Source organism: Kamptonema formosum PCC 6407, assembly GCF_000332155.1.
In the GTDB taxonomy this organism is placed as follows: domain Bacteria; phylum Cyanobacteriota; class Cyanobacteriia; order Cyanobacteriales; family Microcoleaceae; genus Kamptonema; species Kamptonema formosum.
This window is the reverse complement of the sequence record NZ_KB235904.1, coordinates 1,864,248-1,887,287: the sequence shown is the minus strand read 5'-3', so window position 1 is coordinate 1,887,287 and position 23,040 is coordinate 1,864,248. Positions and strand designations below refer to the sequence as shown.

The 23,040-nt window shown below is 43.5% G+C and carries 21 protein-coding genes; 7 read left to right on the top strand and 14 right to left on the bottom strand.

Annotated elements, in window-relative coordinates; translation table 11 throughout:
- Positions 1-17 precede the first annotated feature (17 nt).
- The 7 genes from OSCIL6407_RS0125160 to OSCIL6407_RS0125130 all read right to left on the bottom strand — a co-directional run bounded on the left by OSCIL6407_RS0125160 (position 18) and on the right by OSCIL6407_RS0125130 (position 5,724).
- A complete protein-coding gene (locus tag OSCIL6407_RS0125160; RefSeq protein WP_407635890.1) occupies positions 18-281 on the bottom strand; it encodes a class I SAM-dependent methyltransferase in 264 nt (87 codons plus the stop codon).
- Positions 241-1,230, bottom strand: a complete 990-nt coding sequence (locus OSCIL6407_RS0125155; RefSeq protein WP_007353097.1) for a D-alanine--D-alanine ligase family protein — start codon at positions 1,228-1,230, stop codon at positions 241-243. Before OSCIL6407_RS0125155 ends, OSCIL6407_RS0125160 begins: the two co-directional genes overlap by 41 nt.
- Positions 1,231-1,293: 63 nt before the next feature.
- Positions 1,294-2,340 (bottom strand): hypothetical protein, encoded by a 1,047-nt coding sequence (locus OSCIL6407_RS0125150; RefSeq protein ID WP_007353098.1) that lies wholly within the window; start codon positions 2,338-2,340, stop codon positions 1,294-1,296.
- Positions 2,341-2,438: 98 nt separating this feature from the next.
- Positions 2,439-3,593, bottom strand: coding sequence for a KamA family radical SAM protein (locus OSCIL6407_RS0125145; RefSeq protein ID WP_007353099.1), 1,155 nt, complete (start codon positions 3,591-3,593; stop codon positions 2,439-2,441).
- A 338-nt stretch (positions 3,594-3,931) separates the two neighbouring features.
- Complete coding sequence (locus OSCIL6407_RS0125140; RefSeq protein ID WP_007353100.1) at positions 3,932-4,396, bottom strand: hypothetical protein; 465 nt, start codon at positions 4,394-4,396, stop codon at positions 3,932-3,934.
- Between the two features lie 83 nt (positions 4,397-4,479).
- Positions 4,480-5,040: a sugar O-acetyltransferase gene (locus OSCIL6407_RS0125135; protein ID WP_007353101.1), complete on the bottom strand. Its 561-nt coding sequence runs from the start codon at positions 5,038-5,040 to the stop codon at positions 4,480-4,482.
- Between the two features lie 9 nt (positions 5,041-5,049).
- The gene (locus OSCIL6407_RS0125130) at positions 5,050-5,724 is read right to left on the bottom strand and encodes an MBL fold metallo-hydrolase (protein ID WP_019487817.1); all 675 of its coding nucleotides are present in this window, start codon (positions 5,722-5,724) and stop codon (positions 5,050-5,052) included.
- A 30-nt stretch (positions 5,725-5,754) separates the two neighbouring features.
- Between OSCIL6407_RS0125130 and OSCIL6407_RS0125125 the strand changes: the two genes are divergently transcribed.
- Positions 5,755-7,227, top strand: coding sequence for a site-2 protease family protein (locus OSCIL6407_RS0125125; protein WP_007353103.1), 1,473 nt, complete (start codon positions 5,755-5,757; stop codon positions 7,225-7,227).
- 227 nt (positions 7,228-7,454) lie between these two features.
- Here the strand turns inward: OSCIL6407_RS0125125 and OSCIL6407_RS0125120 are convergent, their stop codons facing one another.
- Entirely contained in the window at positions 7,455-9,074 is a 1,620-nt protein-coding gene (locus OSCIL6407_RS0125120; protein ID WP_019487816.1) for a NupC/NupG family nucleoside CNT transporter, read from the bottom strand.
- Between the two features lie 265 nt (positions 9,075-9,339).
- On the opposite strand from OSCIL6407_RS0125120, the gene OSCIL6407_RS0125115 reads away from it, so the two are divergent.
- Together OSCIL6407_RS0125115 and OSCIL6407_RS0125110 are read left to right on the top strand one after the other, a co-directional pair.
- Complete coding sequence (locus OSCIL6407_RS0125115; protein ID WP_019487815.1) at positions 9,340-9,612, top strand: hypothetical protein; 273 nt, start codon at positions 9,340-9,342, stop codon at positions 9,610-9,612.
- A complete protein-coding gene (locus OSCIL6407_RS0125110; RefSeq protein ID WP_019487814.1) occupies positions 9,599-9,784 on the top strand; it encodes a hypothetical protein in 186 nt (61 codons plus the stop codon). Before OSCIL6407_RS0125115 ends, OSCIL6407_RS0125110 begins: the two co-directional genes overlap by 14 nt.
- Positions 9,785-9,842: 58 nt before the next feature.
- Here the strand turns inward: OSCIL6407_RS0125110 and OSCIL6407_RS0125105 are convergent, their stop codons facing one another.
- Positions 9,843-10,043 carry a hypothetical protein gene (locus OSCIL6407_RS0125105; RefSeq protein ID WP_007354929.1) on the bottom strand — a complete coding sequence of 67 codons (201 nt, stop codon included), beginning with the start codon at positions 10,041-10,043 and terminating at the stop codon, positions 9,843-9,845.
- A gap of 326 nt (positions 10,044-10,369) precedes the next feature.
- Here OSCIL6407_RS0125105 and OSCIL6407_RS0125100 point away from each other — a divergent pair, with 326 nt between their 5' ends.
- From OSCIL6407_RS0125100 to OSCIL6407_RS0125090, 3 genes are all read left to right on the top strand, one after another.
- Positions 10,370-11,677 (top strand): adenylate/guanylate cyclase domain-containing protein, encoded by a 1,308-nt coding sequence (locus tag OSCIL6407_RS0125100; RefSeq protein ID WP_007354930.1) that lies wholly within the window; start codon positions 10,370-10,372, stop codon positions 11,675-11,677.
- A 366-nt stretch (positions 11,678-12,043) separates the two neighbouring features.
- Complete coding sequence (locus OSCIL6407_RS0125095) at positions 12,044-16,777, top strand: CHAT domain-containing protein (protein WP_007357537.1); 4,734 nt, start codon at positions 12,044-12,046, stop codon at positions 16,775-16,777.
- A gap of 127 nt (positions 16,778-16,904) precedes the next feature.
- Positions 16,905-18,224, top strand: a complete 1,320-nt coding sequence (locus tag OSCIL6407_RS0125090) for a DNA methyltransferase (protein ID WP_007357536.1) — start codon at positions 16,905-16,907, stop codon at positions 18,222-18,224.
- Here the strand turns inward: OSCIL6407_RS0125090 and OSCIL6407_RS0125085 are convergent.
- The 4 genes from OSCIL6407_RS0125085 to OSCIL6407_RS36765 all read right to left on the bottom strand — a co-directional run bounded on the left by OSCIL6407_RS0125085 (position 18,214) and on the right by OSCIL6407_RS36765 (position 21,214).
- Positions 18,214-18,912: a hypothetical protein gene (locus tag OSCIL6407_RS0125085; protein ID WP_007357535.1), complete on the bottom strand. Its 699-nt coding sequence runs from the start codon at positions 18,910-18,912 to the stop codon at positions 18,214-18,216. The two genes, OSCIL6407_RS0125090 and OSCIL6407_RS0125085, sit on opposite strands and share 11 nt — an antisense overlap.
- Before the next feature lie 276 nt (positions 18,913-19,188).
- A protein-coding gene (gene prfB / locus OSCIL6407_RS0125080; RefSeq protein ID WP_148288928.1) for a peptide chain release factor 2 occupies positions 19,189-20,311 on the bottom strand; the annotation gives its coding sequence in 2 pieces (ribosomal slippage) (positions 19,189-20,238 and positions 20,240-20,311; 1,122 coding nt in all).
- Positions 20,312-20,430: 119 nt separating this feature from the next.
- Positions 20,431-20,943, bottom strand: a complete 513-nt coding sequence (locus OSCIL6407_RS36770; RefSeq protein ID WP_083811327.1) for a peptide chain release factor-like protein — start codon at positions 20,941-20,943, stop codon at positions 20,431-20,433.
- Positions 20,918-21,214 (bottom strand): PCRF domain-containing protein, encoded by a 297-nt coding sequence (locus tag OSCIL6407_RS36765; RefSeq protein WP_234708811.1) that lies wholly within the window; start codon positions 21,212-21,214, stop codon positions 20,918-20,920. Before OSCIL6407_RS36765 ends, OSCIL6407_RS36770 begins: the two co-directional genes overlap by 26 nt.
- 660 nt (positions 21,215-21,874) lie before the next feature.
- Between OSCIL6407_RS36765 and OSCIL6407_RS0125065 the strand changes: the two genes are divergently transcribed.
- Complete coding sequence (locus OSCIL6407_RS0125065; RefSeq protein ID WP_019487813.1) at positions 21,875-22,177, top strand: PEP-CTERM sorting domain-containing protein; 303 nt, start codon at positions 21,875-21,877, stop codon at positions 22,175-22,177.
- Positions 22,178-22,291: 114 nt separating this feature from the next.
- Here the strand turns inward: OSCIL6407_RS0125065 and OSCIL6407_RS31235 are convergent.
- The coding region (locus tag OSCIL6407_RS31235) for a VWA domain-containing protein (protein ID WP_040650351.1) at positions 22,292-23,040 on the bottom strand (749 nt) is incomplete at its 5' end.

Below are 23,040 nucleotides of genomic sequence, written 5' to 3'. Positions count from 1 at the left end.
TTGGTAACTAGATGGTTTTATTTGATGATAATCGGTGCAAACATAGTTTTTTCATGCCAGTACAAACAACTTGCAGGCGGATTTACTGAACAAACCGTACCTCCCATATTTAAAAATCCTGTTTCTCTTAATAATTGACGATCTGTGTCTGAAAGAGATTCTACTCCTCTACTACAAAAGTAAGTAAAAACACCTCCTTTTTTAAGAAGGCGATAGGCTTCTTTAAAGAAATAAATCGCTTTAGCCTTTATATCTTTGCCATGCTGATTCAACAATTTCACCAATTAGTTGTGCATATTCTATTCCAGCCAGACGTGCCATAATAACTAGGTCTGAGTTAATAGGGTGTATCCCTGACAATGGGTTCACCTCTAAAAACTGCAATTCACCAGTCACATCGCCGCGTAGTTCTACGCGGGCGGCATCGAGACAACCCAGACTGTGGTAAACATCCAAAGCTAATTGTCTTGCTTGTGCGGCTAAAGGTTCGGGGTCTGTCAGTAACCTATAGGATACTCGCTCGAGATATTTATCTTTATTTAGGGCTGTGTAGGCGGCGATTTCTGCTTTTTTGGTAAAAATTATTTCCATCACGGCGATTACTCTAGCTTGATTACCGTTACCGACAATACCTACCGCGATTTCCTTACCGGGAAGGAAAGTTTCTACCAGAACGGGTTGCTGGAATTCTTCCTGTAGCGCTTGATATACTGCAACTAAATCTTGGCTTTCTTTGACTAGGGATTTTTCTGTTATCCCTTTAGAACTTCCTTCTGCGATCGGTTTTAGGAATAAAGGCATGGGAAGGGATATTGCGATCGCTTGTTCGGATGTACTCACCACTTCAAAGGGTGCTGTAGGCAAACCGAAATCCCGAACTACGCGCTTAGTCATCGCCTTATCAAGGGTAAGGGCGCAAGTAAGCGGGTCGGAAAAGGTATATGGTTGAGCGAATAATTCGCAGACTGCTGGGACTTGGGCCTCGCGAGAGCGACCTTTGAGTCCTTCGGCGATGTTGAAGATCAAATCCCAGCGATCGCCCTTTACTAACCTAAGAGCAAGTTCTCTACCATTGCCGATGCGTTCAACTTTGTGACCCAAACCGCAGAGTGTATTTTCTAGCCCGATGATGGTTTCTTCATCCTCGAAATCCATGACATCGGTGGCGCTCAAACCGATCTGAAGATACTCTTCCTTGATGTCATAACACAAACCAATAAAAAGCCCCATACTGTCCAATTTTCTATTTTTAAATTTTTCCAAGAATAGTGACGATCGGATTAAGTTATTGTGCTAAACATAATAGTCTTCCAGAGAACCTGTGCGTCGCACATCAAGCGTCACACAGTGAAACCCTCCTCCTAATGTTCTCGCGTGTCTTAGTTGCAATGGTATAACATCAACACCACGCTTCTCAAGTTCCCCGATCAGCGGAGTTTGAGCTTTGTCAACAATGGCGAGATTAGGATTCACCATCAGGAGGTTCATCCCAATCCACTTCGTGGCAAGACAGGTACTTGTATCACAACCAATATCAACAATATCCTCTAGATAGATGACATCCCACCCTTTGAATAACTCTGGTAGATTGTGTTGACTGACTCGTTCGGCGTTAACTACAACCAAACCAGGGTGAATAGGTACAATTGTCGTGTCTACATGAGTTCCAGAGTAAATATTATCATAAGTATGTATTCTATAATCTTCACCCAAAACAGTTTGAAGCCATAACGCCCCGCATTGATTTCCTGTGCCTGAGATCAGGTAGAAAATATCTCGCCCTAAACGCAATATGTTTGCAGCATCAAATATCGGCTCATAGTCTTTGATTGCCAAAGCACTCGCATCGCAAACATTGTAAATTTCATCACTTAGCCTCGGTTTGGGAGCGGAAATCCATTTAGCTCCACTTTGCAAATAATCTATGAGAATAGTTTTGTAAGACCGCGCTTCAAAAAAACGGCAACGGAGTGCCATCGGAGCTTCAATAATCCAATTCCCCACTGTCACCAAAAGGTCTCTCGGACAATAGTTTGATTGACCATCTGATTCCCAATCAGGAGTAGCAAACTTGACAGAATGATCGGCGATGTCTGGTCGCCGGACGGTAACACCCAGATTTTGAAGTGTTTGTACAAGTTCCTCTAGGTCTTCTTCAGTTTCTTCAATTACTTGATGGTCATAGGGGCCAGAGGGAATGTCCTGAATGCTGGGATATTCTTCTAGGTATTCAACAGCAAATAGCCCTGGGTCGGGGCAGGCAATGCGTGCATTCGTTGCACGTCCCACAATAATTTCTTCGAGGGAGTCCCACTCGTTAAATGCGCTGACTTTACTCATCTATTTATAGTAGCAGTGAATTTCTTTTTTAGAAAAATCTTTCAATCTGGCAACCTCTGTAGTGAAGATTAAAGCAAGTTATTTAGTAATACTCATTGCTACACGGGATCTAAATAAGTATACGTCTTGCCTTCCCAATTACGCACAGTAGTTTTGCCGTTCTCGTAAGCAATTAGGGTGTCAGCTTGAATTGGCACTTTGCCACCACCACCAGGAGCATCAATTACATAGGTGGGTACGGCGTACCCAGTGGTATGACCGCGCAGTTTGGATATTAGATCGATACCTGTTTGCACGCTTGTCCGCAAATGGGCAGTACCGATAACTGGATCGCATTGGTAAAGATAGTAAGGTCGCACGCGCAGTTTGAGCAAACCGTGAAACAGATCCTTGAGCGCCTGTTCGGAGTCGTTAACACCTTTGAGCAGTACAGTCTGACTGCCTAAAGGAATGCCACCATCAGCCAGTAAATCGCAGGCTTGTGCTACTTCCGGGGTCAGTTCCCGCAGGTGACAGAAGTGTAAAGACAGCCACACGCGATGCTTGCGAAGCACGGCAACGAGTTCAGGTGTAATTCGCTGGGGTAAGAAACTCGGTACGCGGGAACCGATACGCACAAATTCAATGTGAGGAATGGCACGTAAGCGCCTAAGTAAGTTGTCTAAAGGCTCATCAGACATCAACAGGGGATCGCCACCAGAAATTAGCACGTCGCGCACTTCGGTATGTTCCTCTAGGTAGGCGATAATGGCATCTATCCGCCGCGTCACTGGGTACATTTCGCCTTGGCTGACTAAACGCGATCGCGTGCAATAACGACAGTAGGCGGCGCAAGTGTCTAGGGCAAGCAGTAACACCCGATCGGGATAACGATGTACCAGTCCGGGTACTGGGCTATCCTCGTCTTCGCTGCATGGGTCTACCATATCTGCGCGATCGATTGTCAGTTCTTCCTCTTTTGGAACCACCTGCAACCGCAGCGGGCAAAGGGGATCTTCCGGGTCAAGCAGGGACGCAAAGTGCGGTGTCACAGCTACAGCAAACTTTTCTGGGGCGATCGAAAGTCCTCGTTGTTCGGCGGCAGTGAGCTTTAGCAAACCTTGAAAGTGTTCCAGCTTACTCAACCGATGTCGCATTTGCCAGTGCCAGTTATTCCAGCGATTGGGGTCGTAAGTCTCCCCAAATATCTGACAAATTTCCTCACGCGGAAACCTATTTATCATAGGTTTAGCAAGGACTTTGTTTTGCTTCATATTTTGTAATTTTTATTTCTTTCCACCCAACTCTGTCAATCCTAGCATAATGCCAAACCTGTCTGTACAAGAACTTGGTAATTGGTAATTGATAATTGGTAATTGATAATGGGTAATTGGTAATTGGGATAGACAATAATTAACAATATAATTAACAATATAATTAACAGTTAACAGTTAAAAAAGTAAGTTTTTGAGCTTCAGCGTTCTTAAAAGTGTTGAAGCACAACAACTTACCTAAATGAAGTAGTTATTTAATTTCTGTTCCTACTTAGAGGATTTTTCGCATTAAATTAACCCTCTTCGGTGGGCAGAGATCGCCCTATATTTCTATATTTCTATAGGACTTTATGAGTGTGTGAATGCTGTTTCACATTGTCTTCTGTGTTGATAATCCGAGCAGAATTGAGTAGGCGCTTGCGCTCTAAAGAGTAGTTAAAATCTTGTCGCACTGTGCCGACAGGGATATGAGATTGAGCTTGGGGGCGAATTTTGTAAGTCCTTGCGGCCGCGATCGCTCTAAAGCTAAACTCATCACTAAACTGAGCATCAGCGGGAAAATCTGCTGGTAGTTGCAGGGTTTCGCCGTCTAAAACTGCTCCCAAAGTTGTGCCGCAAGCCATTTGATAAGAAGTAGGAATACCCTTGACAATAGCTTCTAAAGCTGCTGAGGGAATAGCTTCGACAACTTTGACTTGGTGAACTTCATTATCTTCTTTGATGAAGCACGTAGCTAAACCGAGTGCCACATAGTCATCAGTACAGAGATCGGGAGCATTGGCATAAACAGTTGCAGTAGTCATAAGTTGAAGGAAGAAGGAAGAAGGAAGAAGGAAAAGGGAAGAAGGTTAGACCTATCGGTTGATAGTATCATTTCCTGAAGCCATTAAGCTAAATGGCGAATAATTCGGCAAGGATTGCCGGCGGCGACAACATTTGCGGGGATATCTTTGACAACAACGCTGCCAGCACCGATAGTGGTATTGTCGCCAATAGTTACTCCCGGACAAATGATACTACCGCCGCCAATCCAAACATTATTACCAATATAAATCGGTGCGGCGAGTTCTTTACCAGAGAGACGAATTTCTGGGTCAGTAGGATGATAGGCGGTGTAAATTTGTACGTTGGGGCCGCAGAGTAAATTTTCGCCAATGTTAACTATATTGCAGTCGAGAATTATGCAGCCAAAGTTCATATATAAACCATTGCCAGCATAAATGTTACTACCGTAATCGCAGAAAAAAGGCGGCTCAATCTCAACTTTTGGGCCGACTGAGGCGAATAATTCTTGGATAATTTCTAATCGTTTTTCTGGTTCTTCTTCAGTGGTAGAGTTATAGATTCTGGCAAGGCGGCGAGCTCGCCTGCGATCGCGGATTAATTCCGCATCGCTGGCCAAGTATAATTGGCCTGCTAACATTTTTTGCTTTTCTGTTGGTTCCATAACTTGAACTCACAATACTGATTGTCCTTGCAAACAAGCTGCTAAATCCAGACTCGCTAATTGTTCGTAAGCTTGCGCGATCGCTCTTTTCCCGCGCAGTAGTCCCGTATTCGCAGCAGGACAAATATACTGTAGAGTTTCGGGCGAAAAGCGATCGATCAGCAACTTAACGCTTTGTATTTGTCGCGGCCAGTGAAAAGTTTTAGCCGTCCGCAACGGTGTCGGCGCACCTTGCTGATTTGGTAACAAATGCCGTCCCGTAAACAGCACGCCGCCACAACCAGCATAATAGAGACAGGACGATCCCGGAGAGTGTCCTGGTGTCCAAATCCCTTGGCAATGGTCACTAAGCGCCCACTCTTGGGAAAATGGCGTTACACTTAAACCCGGTAACAAATAAGCTTCTTGCTCTTGGATAACGATGTTGCAGCTCATTGCTTGCTGAATCTCCTTCGCCTTACCAATAGCACCCCGATGAGTGAGAAATAGCCAGTGTACGCCGCCGAGAGAGCGCAAAAATGCCTGGTTTGTCTCATCCCACGCGGGACTATCAACCAGAATATTCATTTGGTTTTCTACAATGAAGTAGGCTGTCGCTCCCAGGGTATCCCGGTTAGGTGGGAAAGCAAAGATGTTCTCCAGGACTGGCCTGGGTTGTTTGGATGTAGAGCTCTGTTGTGTCAAGGAAACATTTAATTGACTGGAATAAATATTATGCTATTCCTATTATGGTTGCTACTACTGGGATTAATTACATACTTTTCGTTACAACGGGGTGTTAGCCGCATTACTCGGACTCCCGTATGGGTTTTGTGGTTGGTGATGATGACACCGGGGTTGATTTGGGGTACATGGATTTTAGTTCATGGTTCCAATAAGCCGCTACCTGTAGAGTTAGCGATCGCGCCTTTAGTTGTTTGTCCTTGTTTGTACTGGCTGTTGGTACAGTGGGGACGTAAGGAGATACCCGCGCCCACTGCTGAAGTTGCGATCGCACCTCAAACCCCAGACAGCGAAGAGAAAAAGCCGAAATTCCGCCCAATTGACAAACTAGAAGAAGCTAACCTCCGAGATTGTTTTCCTTGGTCAGTTTACTACCTACAACATTTGGAATTTCGCCCCCAATCAGTGATTTGTCGCGGACAATTGCGGACGAATTCAGAGACGGCCTATCAGACAATTAGAGAGAATGTTGAGAAGTATTTTGGCGATCGCTTTCTCGTAATCTTTCAAAATAGTCTTAGCGGTAAACCATTTTTTGCCTTAGTTCCCAATCCTAAAAGAGTTAATGCCCAAAATACTCTCAATAATGAACGCTTAACGCGACCATTTTTAGCTCTGGGTTTATTGTTAGTAACGCTGTTTACCACAACAATTGCTGGCACAGAAATTGCAGGTATTACCGAGAAATCTTTGCAGTCCGATCCTGCTCTCTTGCTCAAAGGATTGCCTTACGCAATCTCACTGCTCTTAATATTAGGAACCCACGAATCCGGCCACTATCTGGCTGCTCGGTTCTACAAAATTCGCTCAACTTTGCCTTATTTTATTCCCGTGCCATTTTTCTTAGGTACTTTTGGCGCATTCATCCAGATGCGGAGTCCAATACCGAATCGGAAAGCTTTATTTGACATCAGTATTGCTGGCCCACTAGCAGGTTTAGTAATCTCGTTACCATTTATGGTTTGGGGTTTGGCTAACTCTACTGTTGTTCCTCTATCCGATCGATCGGGGCTATTAAATTTTGAGTCTTTCAATCCCCAGTTTTCGCTACTGCTAGCTTTGTTAAGCAAATTAACCCTTGGAAGCAGTTTAACTGCGGACAATGCTATTAATTTGCATCCGGTAGCAGTGGCAGGTTATTTAGGTTTAGTGGTAACGGCATTTAATTTAATGCCTGTGGGACAGTTGGACGGAGGCCACATTGTCCACGCGATGTTTGGTCAAAAAATTAGCATGGCTATCGGGCAAATTGCACGATTTTTAATGTTGCTGCTTGCTTTGTTAGAGCCGGGGCTTTTGCTGTGGGCAGTGCTTTTATTTTTGATGCCACTTAACGATGAACCAGCACTTAATGATGTTAGTGAATTGGATAATTGGCGCGATTTATTGGGATTGGTTTCTTTAGGGTTATTGGTGATGATTTTGTTGCCTGCACCGAGGGGTATTACTGGGTTATTTGGGTGATTGGTAATGGGTAATTGGGATACTTCCTACATACTTTGGTTATGATATCAACGATAACATTGTTAGTGTCGTCACAGATCTTTGCTCTGGAGATTTATAAATTATTGGCGGTTGAAACCGCATCTACACAGACAAAACCCGCCTGCGCGGGTTGAATTTCTACAGTCCGCGTAGGCGGACTTTGTTTGTGTAGCCGCGAATTATATTCGCCCGACTTTAATTTTGTACTATCCTTTCGGCGATGACGACGCTTTAGGAGATGGAGAAATTGCGGGTTTAGGAGAAGATTTAGGAGAAGCTTGACCAGCGGGAGGCTTCGGAGAAGGCGCAGGACTAGGACTAGCAATCGCTGGTGCTGAAGAAGCCGCAGGAGTAGGCGAAACCGTCGATTTTGGGGTAGCAGGGGCCGTAAGGGGAGCAACAGCCGGGGCCGTATTTTCACCTAGAATACTTGCATCGCCAGTGTCAAATACTCCAGCGATACAAGCAATCATCATTGTAGCTAGAGTACCGACAAATAAAGCCTTCCAACCTAACTCAGAAATGTCTTTACGACGGGAGGGAATTAGGGCAATAGTACCGCCGACAAAAATTCCTACAGAGGCGAGGTGAGCAAAGCCAGAAAGGGCGTAACTGACGATTAAAACTGTACGAGGGGTAATCTCTCCTTTGGCTGCTGCTTCTGCCAAACTTTGATAGGGAGGAATGGCAGTTTCTAACAGCCTCCGCCCAATAATTACAGAGGCTTCCCATGAGTCCGCAAAGGGAACGCCAGTTAACAACGTCAAGGGATAAAATAAAACTCCTTGGATATTTTGTAGCGTGATGACGCTGAAAATTTGACCGATAGGTTGTAGGAGAGTATTTTGTGAAGTTTCCAAGGATGCCAAAGCACCGAAGGTTTGGTTAACTAAAGAAACTAAACCTAAGATTAAAATCAAAACGGCCGCGATCGCAACTGCCATCTTTACCCCATCCAAAGCGCCCACAATAGCGGCATCCAATGGACTGACTCGCTCAATGGGTTCGCCGCCGACTGTTTCTTGGGGGGTATATTCGGCATTTTCCTCTGAGATTTCTTCCCCGATAAACTCTCTACCTTGGGATTTTTCCTCTTTGGGAATACCACCCATTGTTAACGGAGTTCCTGTCTCCGGTACTAAAATTTTGGAGATGACAAAACAAGCGGGAATAGCAATAATTGATGCTGAGACTAAATGCCCTAAAATATTGGGAAAAACTGGTTTGAGGAAACTTACATAAATTGCTAGAGTTGAAGAAGCTGCCGTCCCAAAACAGCAAGATAGAATCGCGCAAAGTTCAGAGCGAGTCATTTGTGGCAAATAAGGCTTCACCACAATTGCTGCCTCAATGCCCACAAAAATATTAGCTGCACCGCTAAGAGCTTCTGCACCGCTCAAACGCATAGTGTTGTAAAACAGTTTGGCAAATACTTCGGTGATGATTTGAATAACACCGATGTTATAAAGCAAAGCCATTAGCCCGGAGAAAAAGACTACTGTTGGCAAAGCTCGAAAGGCGAAAATATACCCTAAATTAATTGGCGGATCTTGACCTGGTACGGGGACAATATTTCTCCCAAAAACAAACCGCGCCCCGGTATCAGCAGCAGTAAATACCCCATCTAGCAGACCCGTAAACCACTCTAAGGCTGTGCGAGTTGGCGGGAACAGAAAGATTAAAAAACCCAAAGCTAATTGTAAGCCAATGCCCCAAATGATGACGCGCCAGGGTATGTACTGGGGTTTGCGATTTTCCGAAAAAGCCCAGGCGATCGCGCATAAACCAAAGATGCCCAGGAACGAGACGAGATTGTATATAGACATAAGTGTAGTCCTTAAGAGGGCTGTCAGGGCCCAGAGGCGGCCTGTGGGAAATTGGTTTGAGTCTTCCCCGAAGGGTGAAGACATCTCACACCAAAGAAATTAACTCTAATTGAACGCTTTGGTACAGGTAAGGCTGTAAAATAAACAGAGAAAACCATAATTTATCTCAACTTCAAGATTTTGTTAAGGTCAGCTCATTTATTGGCAACAGCCGATCGCGACTTAAACCGGATAATGATAGGAGTTTAATTTAAACTTGGACATGATGGAAGCTTTCGAGCCAACCCCCCCCGACTGGGCAAGTAAGGCGAAACACGCTTTTGAGTTTTCCTGCCCCAAATGTGGCGCAAGCTGTACGGAGGCGGTACGGGTTTGGATCAATCGGCGATCGCCAGTCTACACCGAAAACCACCGCCGCAAATGGCAGGAATTTTACGAGTGCAAGTGTGGTTCTCCTTGGTGGGCTTGGAGTAGCGATCGCCCCCCCTCAGAACTCACTCCCCGCGATGACGGTACTATTGACGATGAGATTTTTTAATCGAAGGAGTGGGGAAAATCGGGAAGATGGGAAAGATGGGGAAGATGGGGGAGATGGGGAGGATGGGGGAGATGGGGAAGATGGGGGAGATGGGGAGGATGGGGAGGATGGGGGAGATGGGGGAGATGGGGGAGATGGGGAAGATGGGGGAGATGGGGAAGTTAGCCATTAGCCATTAGCCATTAGCCATTAGCCATTAGCCATTAGCCATTAGCCATTACCAATTTCTTTCAATTTTCATCCACAATATCTAGCAGGCCTTTTCTCACCCCATCAATAACTCGCTCGATCAAAACTAACTCTTTTTCATTGATGGAATCATCTAACAAGACCAACTTGAGCTGCTGTCTGTCCATCCGACTCAGTTGACCAGAAGACAAGATCCGCTCAACTAATTTATCTGTTGGGAGTTGGGAACCTATATCTTCCATTGTATGTTTGGGGAAAAATTAATTTAGCAACCGCCAAGATAATTCAAAGGAAGAAGGAAGAAGGAAGAAAAATTTAGAAGAAAAATTTAGTTATCTAGGAGAGAAGGAAGAAGTAAGAAGAATTTACTTAATGAGGACGTTCTTAATTGCTGAAACTATTGTTTTGATTGCATTTTACTTCTGTCCTTTTAGATAACTAAAGCCTTCTGCATAGTTGCCTTTTACCTTGTGCCTTCTGCTATAACTCCCAGTATGGAGCATTATTGATCATAATAACCTAAAGATGTACACCTTTCGCTTCCTTCAACAGAAGCAGCATATCTACCATGAAGCGAGAGAAGCCAAGTAAAATAGATAAACAAGTCTGGGCTGAGGGTTCGCCCCTCCAAGAGTTAGGGGACATCCCTCAACTCGACCTCAAAGCTGACTACGAAGCATGGCGCGATCGCTTTATTCTCAGTCGCATGAAACTGGGATTGTGGCTAGCCTTCTTCGCCTTCGTGACTTTTAGCATCCTAGAACTAACAAACTTTGCATTCAATCGCCAGCAGTTCAACAGTTCCTTACTGCTAACCCAAATTGTCGTACAACTGCTTCTCCTCGCTGGCATTGCCTCCCTGCAAATCCCCGCAGTGCGCCGCCATCACGCTTTAATATTCTTAGGGCTATCCTGGTCAACAACCCTGATCCCGCAAATACGAGCCACTTTCCTGGGTATCGCCCAACCCGATATTATTGCCTGGAGCCTCATGTTTTTTGGTCAAGCTACTCTCACCCCCGTCCGGTGGCCCCTACATTTGACAGCACAATTAGGCGTATTTGTCTACTATTTCGGAGTTAATGCTGCACTAAACTTACAAGTCAAACCCGAAGATATGCCAGTGGCTCCAGCCATGCTATATCTTTACTTATTCTGGGCCTGTGTAACCTGCAACTTATCAGTTTATCTATACGAACGCTTAGCCAAAGCTGAATTTAAAGCCCGCCGCGCCTTAGAAGCAGAAAAGGATAGATCGGAGCGCTTGCTACTAAATATTTTACCACCACCAATTGCCGAACGTTTAAAACAAGATCCGCAAACTATTGCAGACAGTTTCGCCGAAGTAAGTGTCTTATTTGCCGATATTGTTGGCTTCACAGAGCTTTCTGCCCGGATTTCACCTACAGAATTAGTTAAGTTACTCAATGAGATTTTTTCGATGTTTGACCATTTGGTGGAACGTCACGGTTTAGAAAAAATTAAGACAATTGGGGACGCTTATATGGTAGTAGGTGGTTTACCAGAAAACCATTTAGACCACGCTCATGCTATTGCTGAGATGGGGCTAGATATGCAGCAAGCTTTAGCACAATTTAATGCTAAAAAAGGTCAAGACTTTCAGATTCGGATCGGTATTAGCACTGGTTTAGTCGTAGCGGGAGTAATTGGCTGGAAAAAGTTTGCTTACGATTTATGGGGTGATACTGTAAATACTGCTTCTCGGATGGAATCTCACGGTATCCCCGGTCGCATTCAAGTCTCAGAATCGACTTATGAACGCTTAAAAGGGGTTTACGTATTCGAGGAACGCGGAGAAATTGAAATTAAAGGTAAGGGGAGAATGAAAGCTTATTTGTTAACTGTTAACGGTTAACTGTTAACGGTTAACTGGTAATTGGTAATTGGTACCTTCCCATCTCCCTCTCTCCCCCTCTTTCCCTAGCCCCTAGTCCCTAGCCCCTAGTCCCTTCTTCGGTAATTGGTAAATAAGAGCAGATAATAGTAATTTGGGTGTAATGAAGTGAAACCAAACATCAAGATTGTAAGTAAATCCCCCTAATTAAACATAAGATAAGGATGGCTAAAAAGCTTACTGTATAAACATTCTTCCTTCTCTCCTAGATAACTAAATTTTTCTTCCTTCTTCCTTCTCTCCTAGATAACTAAATTTTTCTTCCTCCTCTCCTAGATAACTAAATTTTTCTTCCTTCTTCCTTCTTCCTTCTTCCTTCTTCTACGAATGAGTTATTTTTACTTTTTATTATTTTTGAGTTTACCTTGGCTGTTCCCAATCGCAGTGCAAGCAGAACAAATTATCCCCGCTGCTGACGGTACTGGCACTACTGTTAAATCTGAAGGCGATCGCTTCGATATTAGCGGTGGTAAACTATCTGGGGATGGTGCTAATCTTTTTCATAGTTTTAGTCAGTTTGGTCTCAGTGAAACTCAAATTGCTAATTTTTTGACTAATCCTAACATTAAAAATATTTTAACGCGGGTTGTCGGCGGAAATGTTTCATCGATTAATGGCTTAATTTCTGTTAGTGGTGGCAACTCTAATTTATTTTTAATGAATCCTGCGGGTATTGTTTTTGGTCAAGGTGCAAGATTAGATGTACCTGGATCTTTTCTGGCGACAACTGCTAACAGTATTGGTTTTGGCGATCGCTGGTTTAATGCTACTGGAGTTAATGATTATTCAGCCTTGGTAGGAACTCCTAACTCTTTTAATTTTAGTTCGCAAACAGGGGTAATTGTCAATGCTGGTAATTTGGCAGTTAGCGAGGGGCAAAGTTTAAGTTTACTTGGCGGTGTGGCGATCAATACTGGGCAATTGTCAGCGCCGGGAGGTGCGATTACTATTGCTGCTGTCCCTGGGGAAAATTTGGTTCGCATCTCTCAAGCAGGACATCTTTTGAGTTTGGAAATCGGGACTGGGGCCTCGTTCAATGCAATCGTAATTCCCCAATTGATTGCAGGTGTGGGTGAAAGTCACGCTACAGGAATTACTGTTAATAACGATGGTACGGTTCAGCTAACTAATTCTGGTACAACTATCCCACTTTCACCGGGAACTACGATTGCGTCTGGTTCCATCGATGTATCTTCCCCCTTTCTCTCAGGAGGAAGAGTAGCAATTTTAGGCGATCGCGTGGGTCTAATTTCAGCTAATATTAATGCTTCAGGTACTAACGGCGGTACTGTATTCATTGGCGGTGATTTCCAAGGCAAAGGCAATTTTAATGCCGTTGAGACTTCGATCGATAGCAATTCTAACATCGCCGCTAACGGCGTTTCTTCCCTTCTTCCTTCTTCCTTCTTCCTTCTTCCTTCTTCCTTCAATAACGGTGGCCGGGTTGTAGTTTGGGCCAATGGTAGGACTAACTTTTTGGGGAATATCGCTGCGCGAGGCGGGATTCTGGGAGGTAATGGGGGTTTTGTGGAGGTGTCGGGTAAAAATTCTTTGAGTTTCGCGGGTAAAGTAGATACCCGTGCTCCTAATGGTGCGATCGGCACTCTTTTACTCGATCCAAGTGATATTATTATTGAACCTGGATCTGGATCTTCACAAACTAATGTTTTCACGGCAAATCGCAGGGCGGCCCAATTCGGATCTAACCCAACAATTATCTCTGAATCACAATTAGAAAGCATTGCTGCGGATAGTAATATTATTGTTGAAACTACTAATAGTATTGTTCTTAATAACTTACCGGATGATGCACTGACATTGCAATCGGGTAAAGGAAATTCTATTACTTTTAGAACCGATGGGGTGTTTGTTGTCATCGATGCTAACGATTTGATTCAGACTCAGGGAGGCGATATTAATATTTCTGCCGCTAGTATTTCTGTTGGTAGACTTGATGCTAATGGTGGTAATATTACTTTAAGAGGTAATGGGATTGATTTCAGGGGCGGTGATAGTTCGAGTCGTAGTATTGGCGGTACAATTCGTTTAGAAACACTTAGTAGCAGAGATATTAATCTAGGTGGGACAGCAGATATTTTAGGGGTTTTGGACTTAACGCCGACAGATATTGGTGCGATCGCAGATGGTTTTAGTGCGATCGCTATCGGGGGATCTGATGGTAGAGGTGTGATTACTGTGGTTAATCCTGTGACGTTTAACGATCCAGTGACGCTTCAAGGAGGGGCGATCGTTGTTAACGGTGAAGTGACGGGAAGGGGAGATGCGGCGATCGCGCTTAATGCTCTATCTTCCACTCTCAATGCCAATATTACTACATCTGGCGGCAGTATTACTTTTGGCGGCAATGTTTTACTGGGTGATGATGTCGCTCTCAGCACTCAAGGTCAGGGTAATATTATTTTACCAGGCAGGGTTGATGGCAGTCACGAACTCGCGATCGACACTTTGCGACTGCAATTAGGTGGTGGTGTGGGTGAAAGCATACCTCTGACAAGTCTGAATGTTAACGCTGAAAATGCGGAAGTTGCGGGGAATATCACCGCAGGCAGCATAACATTTAATAGTGCAGTAGCGATCGCGCGAAATGTGTCTTTGAGAGCATCCGGCGATATCACTTTTACCAATACTTTTGATAGCAAGGGAGATGCGAATAACCTAGAAATCAAGGCGGGAGGCGATATCGCTTTTGAGGATGCGGTTGGTAATAGTGGAAGGTTAGGCGCGATCGCGCTTGAAAGTGGTGGTAATGTAACGGCAAATTCGACAATTGCGGCGGGTAGTTTGCAGGTAAATGCAAACGATAAAGCGACTTTCGGAGGAAATGTAACGGTTTCTGGCGGTAATATTTTAATTGAAGCTGGATCTGTCGTATCCCAAGGTTTAAATGCTTCTGGAGTTAGAGGCGGTAATATTGAAGTGCGATCGTCTGGGGAAATTGTTACTGGCAATATTAACGTTAGCGGTACTGAGGGCAGCGGTGGTAATATCTTCCTCAATGCACAGGATAACATTAATATCGGTGCGATCGACGCTCAAGGTGGAAGTAATGGGAATGGGGGGACAGTTGCGATCGCCACTTCTGGTTTATTCCGCGCCAGCGATACTTTTATAGATTTAGAAGGTATCGAGTCTAGCATTTCTACAGTTGGCGGCGAAGGTGGAGGCGCGATCGCGATTCGACATGGAGGCGGTAGCGAACAATCTTTTGTTGTGGGAAATGCTACCACAAATGGAACTAGAGGCGCAATTAATACTGGAATTAATAATGTTATTTTACCCGATCGCTCTTTTGAAGGAACTTACAGACAAGGCAATTCACCTAATCAGATTTCTTTAATTACAACAGGCAATTCACCAAGTCCTACACCTAATCCTACACCTAATCCTACGCCAAGTCCTGCACCTAATCCAATACCAAGTCCTGCACCTAATCCTACTCCAAGTCCGACACCTAATCCTACACCCAGTCCCGCGCCTAATCCTACTCCGAGTCCTACACCTAATCCAATACCAAGTCCAACACCTAATCCGATTCCAAGTCCCGCGCCTAATCCTACACCAAGTCTAACACCTGAATCTCTACCTTTTCCGACTACTTCCCAGGTATCAATTGTAACATCTCTTCAAGGAGAAACGCGATCGCCACAAAGCTCATCCGAAAGAGAATACGGCCCAAAACCAGATATTCCTATTCCCAATTTAGCAATAAATGTAGATTTAACGGGAGTATTGGCATTTGAAGAAAACTTCACGCAGGAGTATAAAAAATATTTACAACTACCTGCGAGAGAACCAGTTAGCAATATGTCTGTTGTCTACGATACCCTTCGTAAAAATGAAGCAGAAACTGGAATTAAATCTGCAATCATTTATATGAATTGGGTTAGAGGAAGTGGATCGTCAACAGTCCGAGAAAATAGCTCATTGCTCAAAATCAACCCAGAAAGATCCAACCAATTATCACTTAATACCGAAAATGATACCGATCGCTTAGAACTCGTACTCGTCAATCCTTCTGGACAGACTATCCGTGCTTTAGTACCAGAAGTAACTCGATTACAGTTATTAGAAGTAGCTGAAAATTTTCAGAGCGATCTTACCAATACGCAACTCAGAAATACAGCCGTTTATTTGGAACCAGCACAACAGCTTTATCGTTGGCTAATGGCTCCTTTAGAAGCAGATTTAAAAGCCTTAAACGTTCAAAACTTAATTATTATCCCCTCATCAGGTTTGCGGAGTATACCATTTGCTGCTCTTCATAGCGGTCAGCAATTCTTAGTAGAAAATTATAGTATTAGCATCATGCCCAGTTTCAGTTTAACAGATACTCGCTACGAAGATATTAGCGACCAAGAAGTTTTAGGAATGGGAGCATCAATATTTACCGACAAACCACCATTACCCGCAGTACCAGTAGAATTATCTGCGATCGCGTCCCCAGAACAAGGTAAATCTTTCCTCAATCAAGATTTTACTCTCGCTAATTTGCAAGCTCAACGAGCAGCACAATCTTTTGGAATAATTCACTTAGCAACTCATAGCGAATTTCAGCCAGGAGTACCGAGTAATTCTTACATTCAATTGTGGGATACTAAACTAAGATTAGATCAAATGAGACAATTGAAATGGAACGATCCGCCAGTAAACTTATTAGTATTGAGCGCTTGTAGCACAGCATTAGGAGACGAGCAAGCGGAGTTAGGATTTGCAGGATTGGCAGTTGCTAGTGGTGCGCGATCGGCTTTAGCGAGTTTATGGGAAGTCAGCGACGAAGGGACTTTAGGACTAATGGTAGAATTTTATCAGCAGTTGCGATCGCGTGGAGAAAATAATCGCCCAATTATTAAAGCGCAAGCATTGAGACAGGCGCAACTTGCCATGCTGCGAGGCCAAGTGCGACTAGAAAATGGGGCCTTGCGCGTAGCGGGACGAGAGGATGTAATTTCTTTACCAGCGCCAATTTCAGCTCGTGGGAATAGACTTTTATCGCATCCTTATTATTGGGCCGCTTTTACAATGATTGGCAATCCTTGGTAAAGTAAATATTACGTATGTCTTCTCTATCTCTGTGTCCTGTGTGACGAAAGCAACACCATCCCTTGAAGTCTTGTCAGTCAAGGCAAATTATGCTACTCTTCAGTAGCACTTCATAAGGTTAGTATCTATGTTCCAGCAGTTATCACTATTTGAGCCAGATACCAATGATAATACGAGGTGTTTTCATACAAATATCCAAGAGTCTGGTTTTGATTATCAGGAAATAGATATAGGAGATATTACCTTCAAATCAGGACAGATTGAGTCAGTTCATAGATGGTATCGTCTTACTCCAAGCTACTCCCCAAGCTTAGTAAGATTTTTGATTAAAGAATTGCAAATTGCTAGAAAACATTTTGTCGTTGATCCATTTAGCGGCAGAGGGACAACATCTATAGAATGCCAAAAACAGGGAATAAAGGCTCTGGGCATTGAAATCAACCCTTTATTACAACAAGTCGGCAGTAAATCTCTTAGATGGAATACAGACAATCTTCATCTATTTGAAAAATATCTTACCGAGGTAGATAGTTTAATAGAGAAATTTAAAGAAGTTTCTATCGAAGATGTTGTAGAATCTTTTAATACAAATATTCCGATTATTCACAATGTGTTTAGATGGTGGAAAAAAGATGTTCTTAAAAATTTAATTATCTTTCGCGAGGTAATGTTAAGCCCAGCATATTATCCAGTTACAGATTATTTATGGATTGCTTTAAGTGAAGCCTGTTTAGATTGTGCAAATATTCACAGAAATCATCCAACAATTACTTTTGATGACAATCATCAAAGAAAAATTGATGTCTTTTCCGAGGTAAGCAAAAATTTAGGGATGATCCACACTGATTTAATAAGTCTGAATATTGAAGAAAGCTCATTTTCAAAACTCGGCTCAATTAAACTAGGCAACTCAACCCATAATTTGAAACAACAAATTAATTCTCCTGTTGATTTCGTAATCACTTCACCTCCTTATCCAAATCGATATAGTTACGTTCATCAAACTAGACCACAATTGCACTTCATGGAAGTTTTAGATAATGTTAGACAAGCTACAGAAATTGATTTGCAGGCAATTGGTGGAACTTGGGGTAGAGCTACTTCTGTTTTACAGAAAGAATTGATTGTAGTTCCTACCGATCTTAAATCATATCTTTGCTATTACGAAGAACTGCAAGATAAAAGTGTGTTGATGTGTAATTATGCAACAAAATACTTTATTGATATGTGGAAACACATAAAATCTCTTAAGGAAGTTAAGGCAACTAGCTTTCGAGGTGCATATATTGTAGGAAATTCTAGACTTTTAGGGGTAGAAATATTTACTGAATCTATCTTGGGTAAGCTTTTCAGGCACGAAGGTTTTGAGGTTGAAAAAATAGTCTCTTTCAGAAAAAGGGGAGGGAGAAAGCGCCTTTACGAAACGGCTGTTTGTGTTAGAAGTTAGCAAAAATATTATTTATTTCTTGCTTGAGAGTTTGAGAATTATTCTGGAGGAAGTTATGTAAGTTAAAACCAGTTATTGATTCCACTAAGTTGAAGCTGTTCATTCCTTGATAAAGTTCCCAACTTTTAGATAATCTAGCCAGAGGGCTTTTTAATGATGTGTTGCAGAAAACTAACATTACAGGCAGAATTTCGTAAGACTTTAATGCTAATGACATATCATAGTCAGCTTGGATTCTCTTTGAGTCACCAATTTGATAGCAAGAACGAACTTCAAAACCTATTCCTTGATAAGTCATCCAAGCTTCAGGGATTCGCTGATTAAATTTATCTTTCTTGATCAAGCCGTCAGTAGAGCGAACTTGAATACGATCGCCAATTTGAACTTGTACACTGAAATGTAGATCGTTTTCATTTAATGAAAAACTCTTTCTCAAAAGGTAGGCAAACAATGCTTCGTACATATCACCCAATTTACGGTGTAAAGACGTTACAAGATTTCCACCTACTCTAGCAATAATGTATCTGTCGTCATCTAAGCCTAAAACACCAAATGCAGGATCAAGTGCTATTAGTTGTTTGAATTCCTCTCGATTATTTATACCATAATAACTTTTGTAAGGGTTAAATTCCAAGACTTTCCGGATATTGAGCCTAGCTATATTAAGTAGTTCATCTTCATCTACCATTTCAGTTTTTCTCTAAATCAATATCTTGATCAAATAGTTCTTTGACCTTAATGTCAAGAGCATCAGCTAAACCAATATTTATTATTGAGCAATGGGAACTCCTAGACTGGCGCTTTCCACCACCACTTCATGTTTTCCTAAGACACCACACGCTTAATCCCTCAATCTAACTTTCTCGATTTGATGACAGGCGGCGATCCCACAACCTGCGCGATCGCCTACTCACCAGATCGCACCATTAGCAATTTCTCTTCAGGTAACTAATACTCAACCAGATTAGATTGCTGCGGATTCAACTAACTGATTTTCTTGACGCAGATAAGCTTGAATAAACGGCTCTAATTCCCCATTCATCACATCTGCGATCGCAGTCGTTTCTACCCCAGTCCGCAGATCCTTCACCATTTGATAAGGATGAAAAACATAGTTGCGGATCTGATTTCCCCAAGCCGCCTCCACCATATCTCCGCGAATCTCCGCAATTTCCTTAGCTCGTTGTTCGCGAGCCACCACTAATAACTTAGCCTTAAGAAGAACGAGAGCCTTCTCTTTATTTTGTAACTGGCTGCGCTCTTCAGTACAACGCACGGCTAAACCAGTGGGAAGGTGAACTATCCGCACCGCTGTTTCTACCTTGTTGACATTTTGGCCACCTTTACCGCCAGCGCGAGATGTCGTGACTTCTAAATCCTTTTCTGGAATGTCCAACTCTACCGAACGATCGAGAATTGGCATCACTTCCACTCCAGCAAAACTGGTTTGGCGCTTATCGTTAGCATTAAATGGCGAAATTCTGACCAGGCGATGGGTTCCTTTCTCCGATCGCAAATACCCATAAGCATAACGACCGACAATTTCCAGAGTGGCCGACTTCAGACCCGCTTCGTCTCCCTCGGAAATTTCAGCCAAGTGTACTTTATAACCCTGGCGTTCTCCCCAGCGAGTATACATCCGCAGCAACATCTCTGCCCAATCTTGAGCATCCGTACCCCCAGCACCGGCGTTAATGGTCAAAACTGCTCCGCCTGCATCGTAGGGCCCTGAGAGTAATTGTTGCAGTTCCCATTGATCGAGTTCGCGACTCAATTGGGAAAGATTAGTGTAAGCCTCTTGGAGCAGCGATTCATCGGTTTCTAACTCCAGCAGCTCCAAGATGGCCCCCGCGTCTTCTAGACTGGTGTGCCACTGATTATACTGCTCTAAGTGCGATTTGAGGTCGTTGAGTTCTTGAAGTGTATTTTGAGCTGCGTTTTGGTCTTCCCAGAATTGCGGTTGAGCCGCGATTTGTTCTAAGTCTGAGATTTTGGCTGTGAGTGCGGGAATGTCAAAGATAGTCCTGGGTTTTACCCAGGCGATCGCACAACGTTTCGATTTCCCGTTTGATGTCTAGAACTTCCACTACTACTACTTCTCCTACTTTTGCTGTGTACTATCGATTTTAACTGCTGTTTGGCTATTTGTTAACGGTTAACAGTTAACTGTCACCACTCCCAAAACATCGGGGTTGAGGATGTGCAATTACCCATTACCCTCATTATTAATTCGGAGATAGGCTTTGATCAAAGGGTTGAGTTCGTAAGCAAGCACTTCTGCAACGGCATTTGTTTCAAACCCGCTACGGCGATCTTTGACTATTTGGCTAGGATAGAAGGTATAATCGCGGATCGGGTGGGTAAAGATTTCTGCAATGCGATCGCGATCTATTTCAGCAATGTCTTTGACGAATTGCCTTTTCGCGATCGCAAACAGTCTACTTTTGATAATAGCAAGAGCTTTCTCTTTGTTTAGCCTCTGACTTCGCTCTTGGTTGGATGTTACAGAAATACCTGTGGGAATGTGAACAATTTGCACCCAAGGATGCCGCATACCGTTAATGTTCCTAACATTAGAATAAGCGTGCTTGATTTCTAAACACTTCTCTGGAATTTCCAGATCGACCATTGGCGTAACTTCCACCGTTGCTGTAGTCGGTCGCGTTTTTGTGATATTAAAAGGCGATATTCGTCTAAATTTCTGCCCAATCTTGAGCATCTAATTCATCATTGCCAGCATTAATTATTAAGTATGCTCCATTTTGGTCGTAAGGGTCGTTTAGCAGTTGTTCTAATTCCAAGTGTTCAAGTTCGCAGTTTAGCCGCTTGATATTGGTTTGAGCTTCTTGGAGCAGTTCGCTATCTGTTTGAAATTCCAGCAATTCTACTGCTGCTTTGATATCTTCTAAAATGATTAGCCACTGCTTGAGCCGCGCAGGATAAGACTGGAGTTCATCTATTTCTTGAAGTGTCAGCTTAAGAGCGGTTATATCTTCCCAAAGTCCTGGCTCTTCTGCTAAGTTTTGTAAATTTTGAATCTTTGCGGCTACTGCTAAGGGGTCAAAGACAGTCTTGCATTTTAGCTAGGCGATCGCTCAGCATATCAATTTGACCTTGAATATCTAATATTTCCCATAACATGGCAAATCCTTTTAACTTCTCAACTTAATCTAACACACCTTGCAGCTACTCTGTACTCCTGCTTCTGTACTCTCCCAAAGCTCAAATTGTCCTAGCTTCACTAAGTAGCCGTATTTATACTGAGTGCTATTTGTTACCTTCCCTAATTATATTTACAGAATCTTTACAATATGCTGTGGTAAAATAGATAATCTTAAAGATTGCGTAAAGAACCCAAGGCAACTCCTTCAAATATTCAGAATGTTTGCGTATAATGGAATTTAGAGATCTGCATATTTTGAGCGATCGCCTCTGAGCATTGCCTAATACCGCAGAGCTGCCATATAGCTAAATAAGTTGGGTGTCATCTAGTGCCGCGAAAATCTTAAGTTTCATCCTTACTCTGGCGCAAACTTCGGTGAATTTAGTTAAGGTGGCTTCGACAAAAGAGGTTAAGATGATAGAAATGCACAGATTTCGCTAGTCGTCAATTGCCCAAAAAGTAATAATCACTAATGTTAGCACTTTGTATGAACAAATTATTGACTTCTGGTGCGGGGGTCTTATATATCGCAACAGTCATTGCTTGGGGAGAAGGTGCCTTCGCTGCCAACTTGCAAACAATTTCATTAGGTAGAATGTGGAATTCTGGAAACTCTTTACTAGCTCAGAGTAGCCCCACTAGCCCGCTTTCAGATGCACGGCCAGATAGGTCATTATCGACAAGTCCCAGTCCAGCAAGAGTTCCAGAGCCAGCAATGCTAGCTGGTTTAGGTGTAGTCGCAGGTTCTTTTGCTTTAACTCGCCGTCGGGCAGGGAAAAAAGAACTATAAAATTTTGATAAGTGGGTTGTTTGTGCTAAGAGGAAAAATTAATGATAAAGTTCTGGATGCGGAAACCCGGTTTATGAAAAAACCGGGTTTCTCTACGAATTAGAGCTTCAATTTCTAGCGAATTGCATCGCGGAGAGCACCCCTCGCCATTGCCGCGATCGCCTGATCCGTCGCCTTCGGCAAATGATAATACTTACCCCCCGAAACCTTCGCCAACTCCTTAGCAAAACCTGTCGAAACAAACTTATTCTCCGTATCAATCACCAACAACTGCATTCCCAAACCTCGAATTTTGCCCGCAATTTCCAACAATTCCGCCTTAATATCCGGCTTTTCCCCATCTAAAATCGGTTCCCCCAAAGAACGAGCCAAAGGAATATTACCCCGGCCATCAGTAATAGCAACGATCGCCACTTGGCCGACATCCCCAGACTTCTGAGCATTCACACCCACTCGCACCGCCTGAGTCAACCCGTGAGCCAAAGGCGAACCGCCCCCACAAGGTAATCTTTCCAAACGGTTACGGGCCAAAGCGATCGAACGAGTAGGCGGTAACAACACCTCAGCCTGCTCGCCCCGGAACGGAATTAAAGCCACTTGATCGCGACTTTGATAAGCTTCCGTCAAAAGCTGCATCACAGCCCCCTTCGCCGACTGCATCCGATTCAAAGCCATCGAACCAGAAGCATCCACCACAAACACGACCAAAGCCCCCGCCTTTCTAGCTAAGCGTTTGGCGCGAATATCCCCAGATTCGACAAATACGCGCTTACCCTTCGATGGAGAATTGGGAATAGCAGAATTTGAATTGATTAAAAATTCTCCCCCGCTCCCCCGCTCCCCTGCTCCCCCGCTCCCCTGCT

Excerpts from the sequence above, each read along its gene's own strand:
- OSCIL6407_RS0125085 (WP_007357535.1), bottom strand. The coding sequence starts at position 18,912 with ATGGTAGATGAAGATGAACTACTTAATATAGCTAGGCTCAATATCCGG.
- OSCIL6407_RS0125090 (WP_007357536.1), top strand. The coding sequence starts at position 16,905 with ATGTTCCAGCAGTTATCACTATTTGAGCCAGATACCAATGATAATACG.
- OSCIL6407_RS0125120 (WP_019487816.1), bottom strand. The coding sequence starts at position 9,074 with ATGTCTATATACAATCTCGTCTCGTTCCTGGGCATCTTTGGTTTATGC.
- OSCIL6407_RS0125100 (WP_007354930.1), top strand. The coding sequence starts at position 10,370 with ATGAAGCGAGAGAAGCCAAGTAAAATAGATAAACAAGTCTGGGCTGAG.
- OSCIL6407_RS0125155 (WP_007353097.1), bottom strand. The coding sequence starts at position 1,230 with ATGGGGCTTTTTATTGGTTTGTGTTATGACATCAAGGAAGAGTATCTT.
- OSCIL6407_RS0125135 (WP_007353101.1), bottom strand. The coding sequence starts at position 5,040 with ATGGAACCAACAGAAAAGCAAAAAATGTTAGCAGGCCAATTATACTTG.
- OSCIL6407_RS0125115 (WP_019487815.1), top strand. The coding sequence starts at position 9,340 with ATGGAAGCTTTCGAGCCAACCCCCCCCGACTGGGCAAGTAAGGCGAAA.
- OSCIL6407_RS0125125 (WP_007353103.1), top strand. The coding sequence starts at position 5,755 with ATGCTATTCCTATTATGGTTGCTACTACTGGGATTAATTACATACTTT.
- OSCIL6407_RS0125150 (WP_007353098.1), bottom strand. The coding sequence starts at position 2,340 with ATGAGTAAAGTCAGCGCATTTAACGAGTGGGACTCCCTCGAAGAAATT.
- OSCIL6407_RS36770 (WP_083811327.1), bottom strand. The coding sequence starts at position 20,943 with ATGCTCAAGATTGGGCAGAAATTTAGACGAATATCGCCTTTTAATATC.
- OSCIL6407_RS0125065 (WP_019487813.1), top strand. The coding sequence starts at position 21,875 with ATGAACAAATTATTGACTTCTGGTGCGGGGGTCTTATATATCGCAACA.
- OSCIL6407_RS0125110 (WP_019487814.1), top strand. The coding sequence starts at position 9,599 with ATGAGATTTTTTAATCGAAGGAGTGGGGAAAATCGGGAAGATGGGAAA.
- OSCIL6407_RS0125140 (WP_007353100.1), bottom strand. The coding sequence starts at position 4,396 with ATGACTACTGCAACTGTTTATGCCAATGCTCCCGATCTCTGTACTGAT.
- OSCIL6407_RS0125095 (WP_007357537.1), top strand. The coding sequence starts at position 12,044 with ATGAGTTATTTTTACTTTTTATTATTTTTGAGTTTACCTTGGCTGTTC.
- OSCIL6407_RS0125105 (WP_007354929.1), bottom strand. The coding sequence starts at position 10,043 with ATGGAAGATATAGGTTCCCAACTCCCAACAGATAAATTAGTTGAGCGG.
- OSCIL6407_RS0125145 (WP_007353099.1), bottom strand. The coding sequence starts at position 3,593 with ATGAAGCAAAACAAAGTCCTTGCTAAACCTATGATAAATAGGTTTCCG.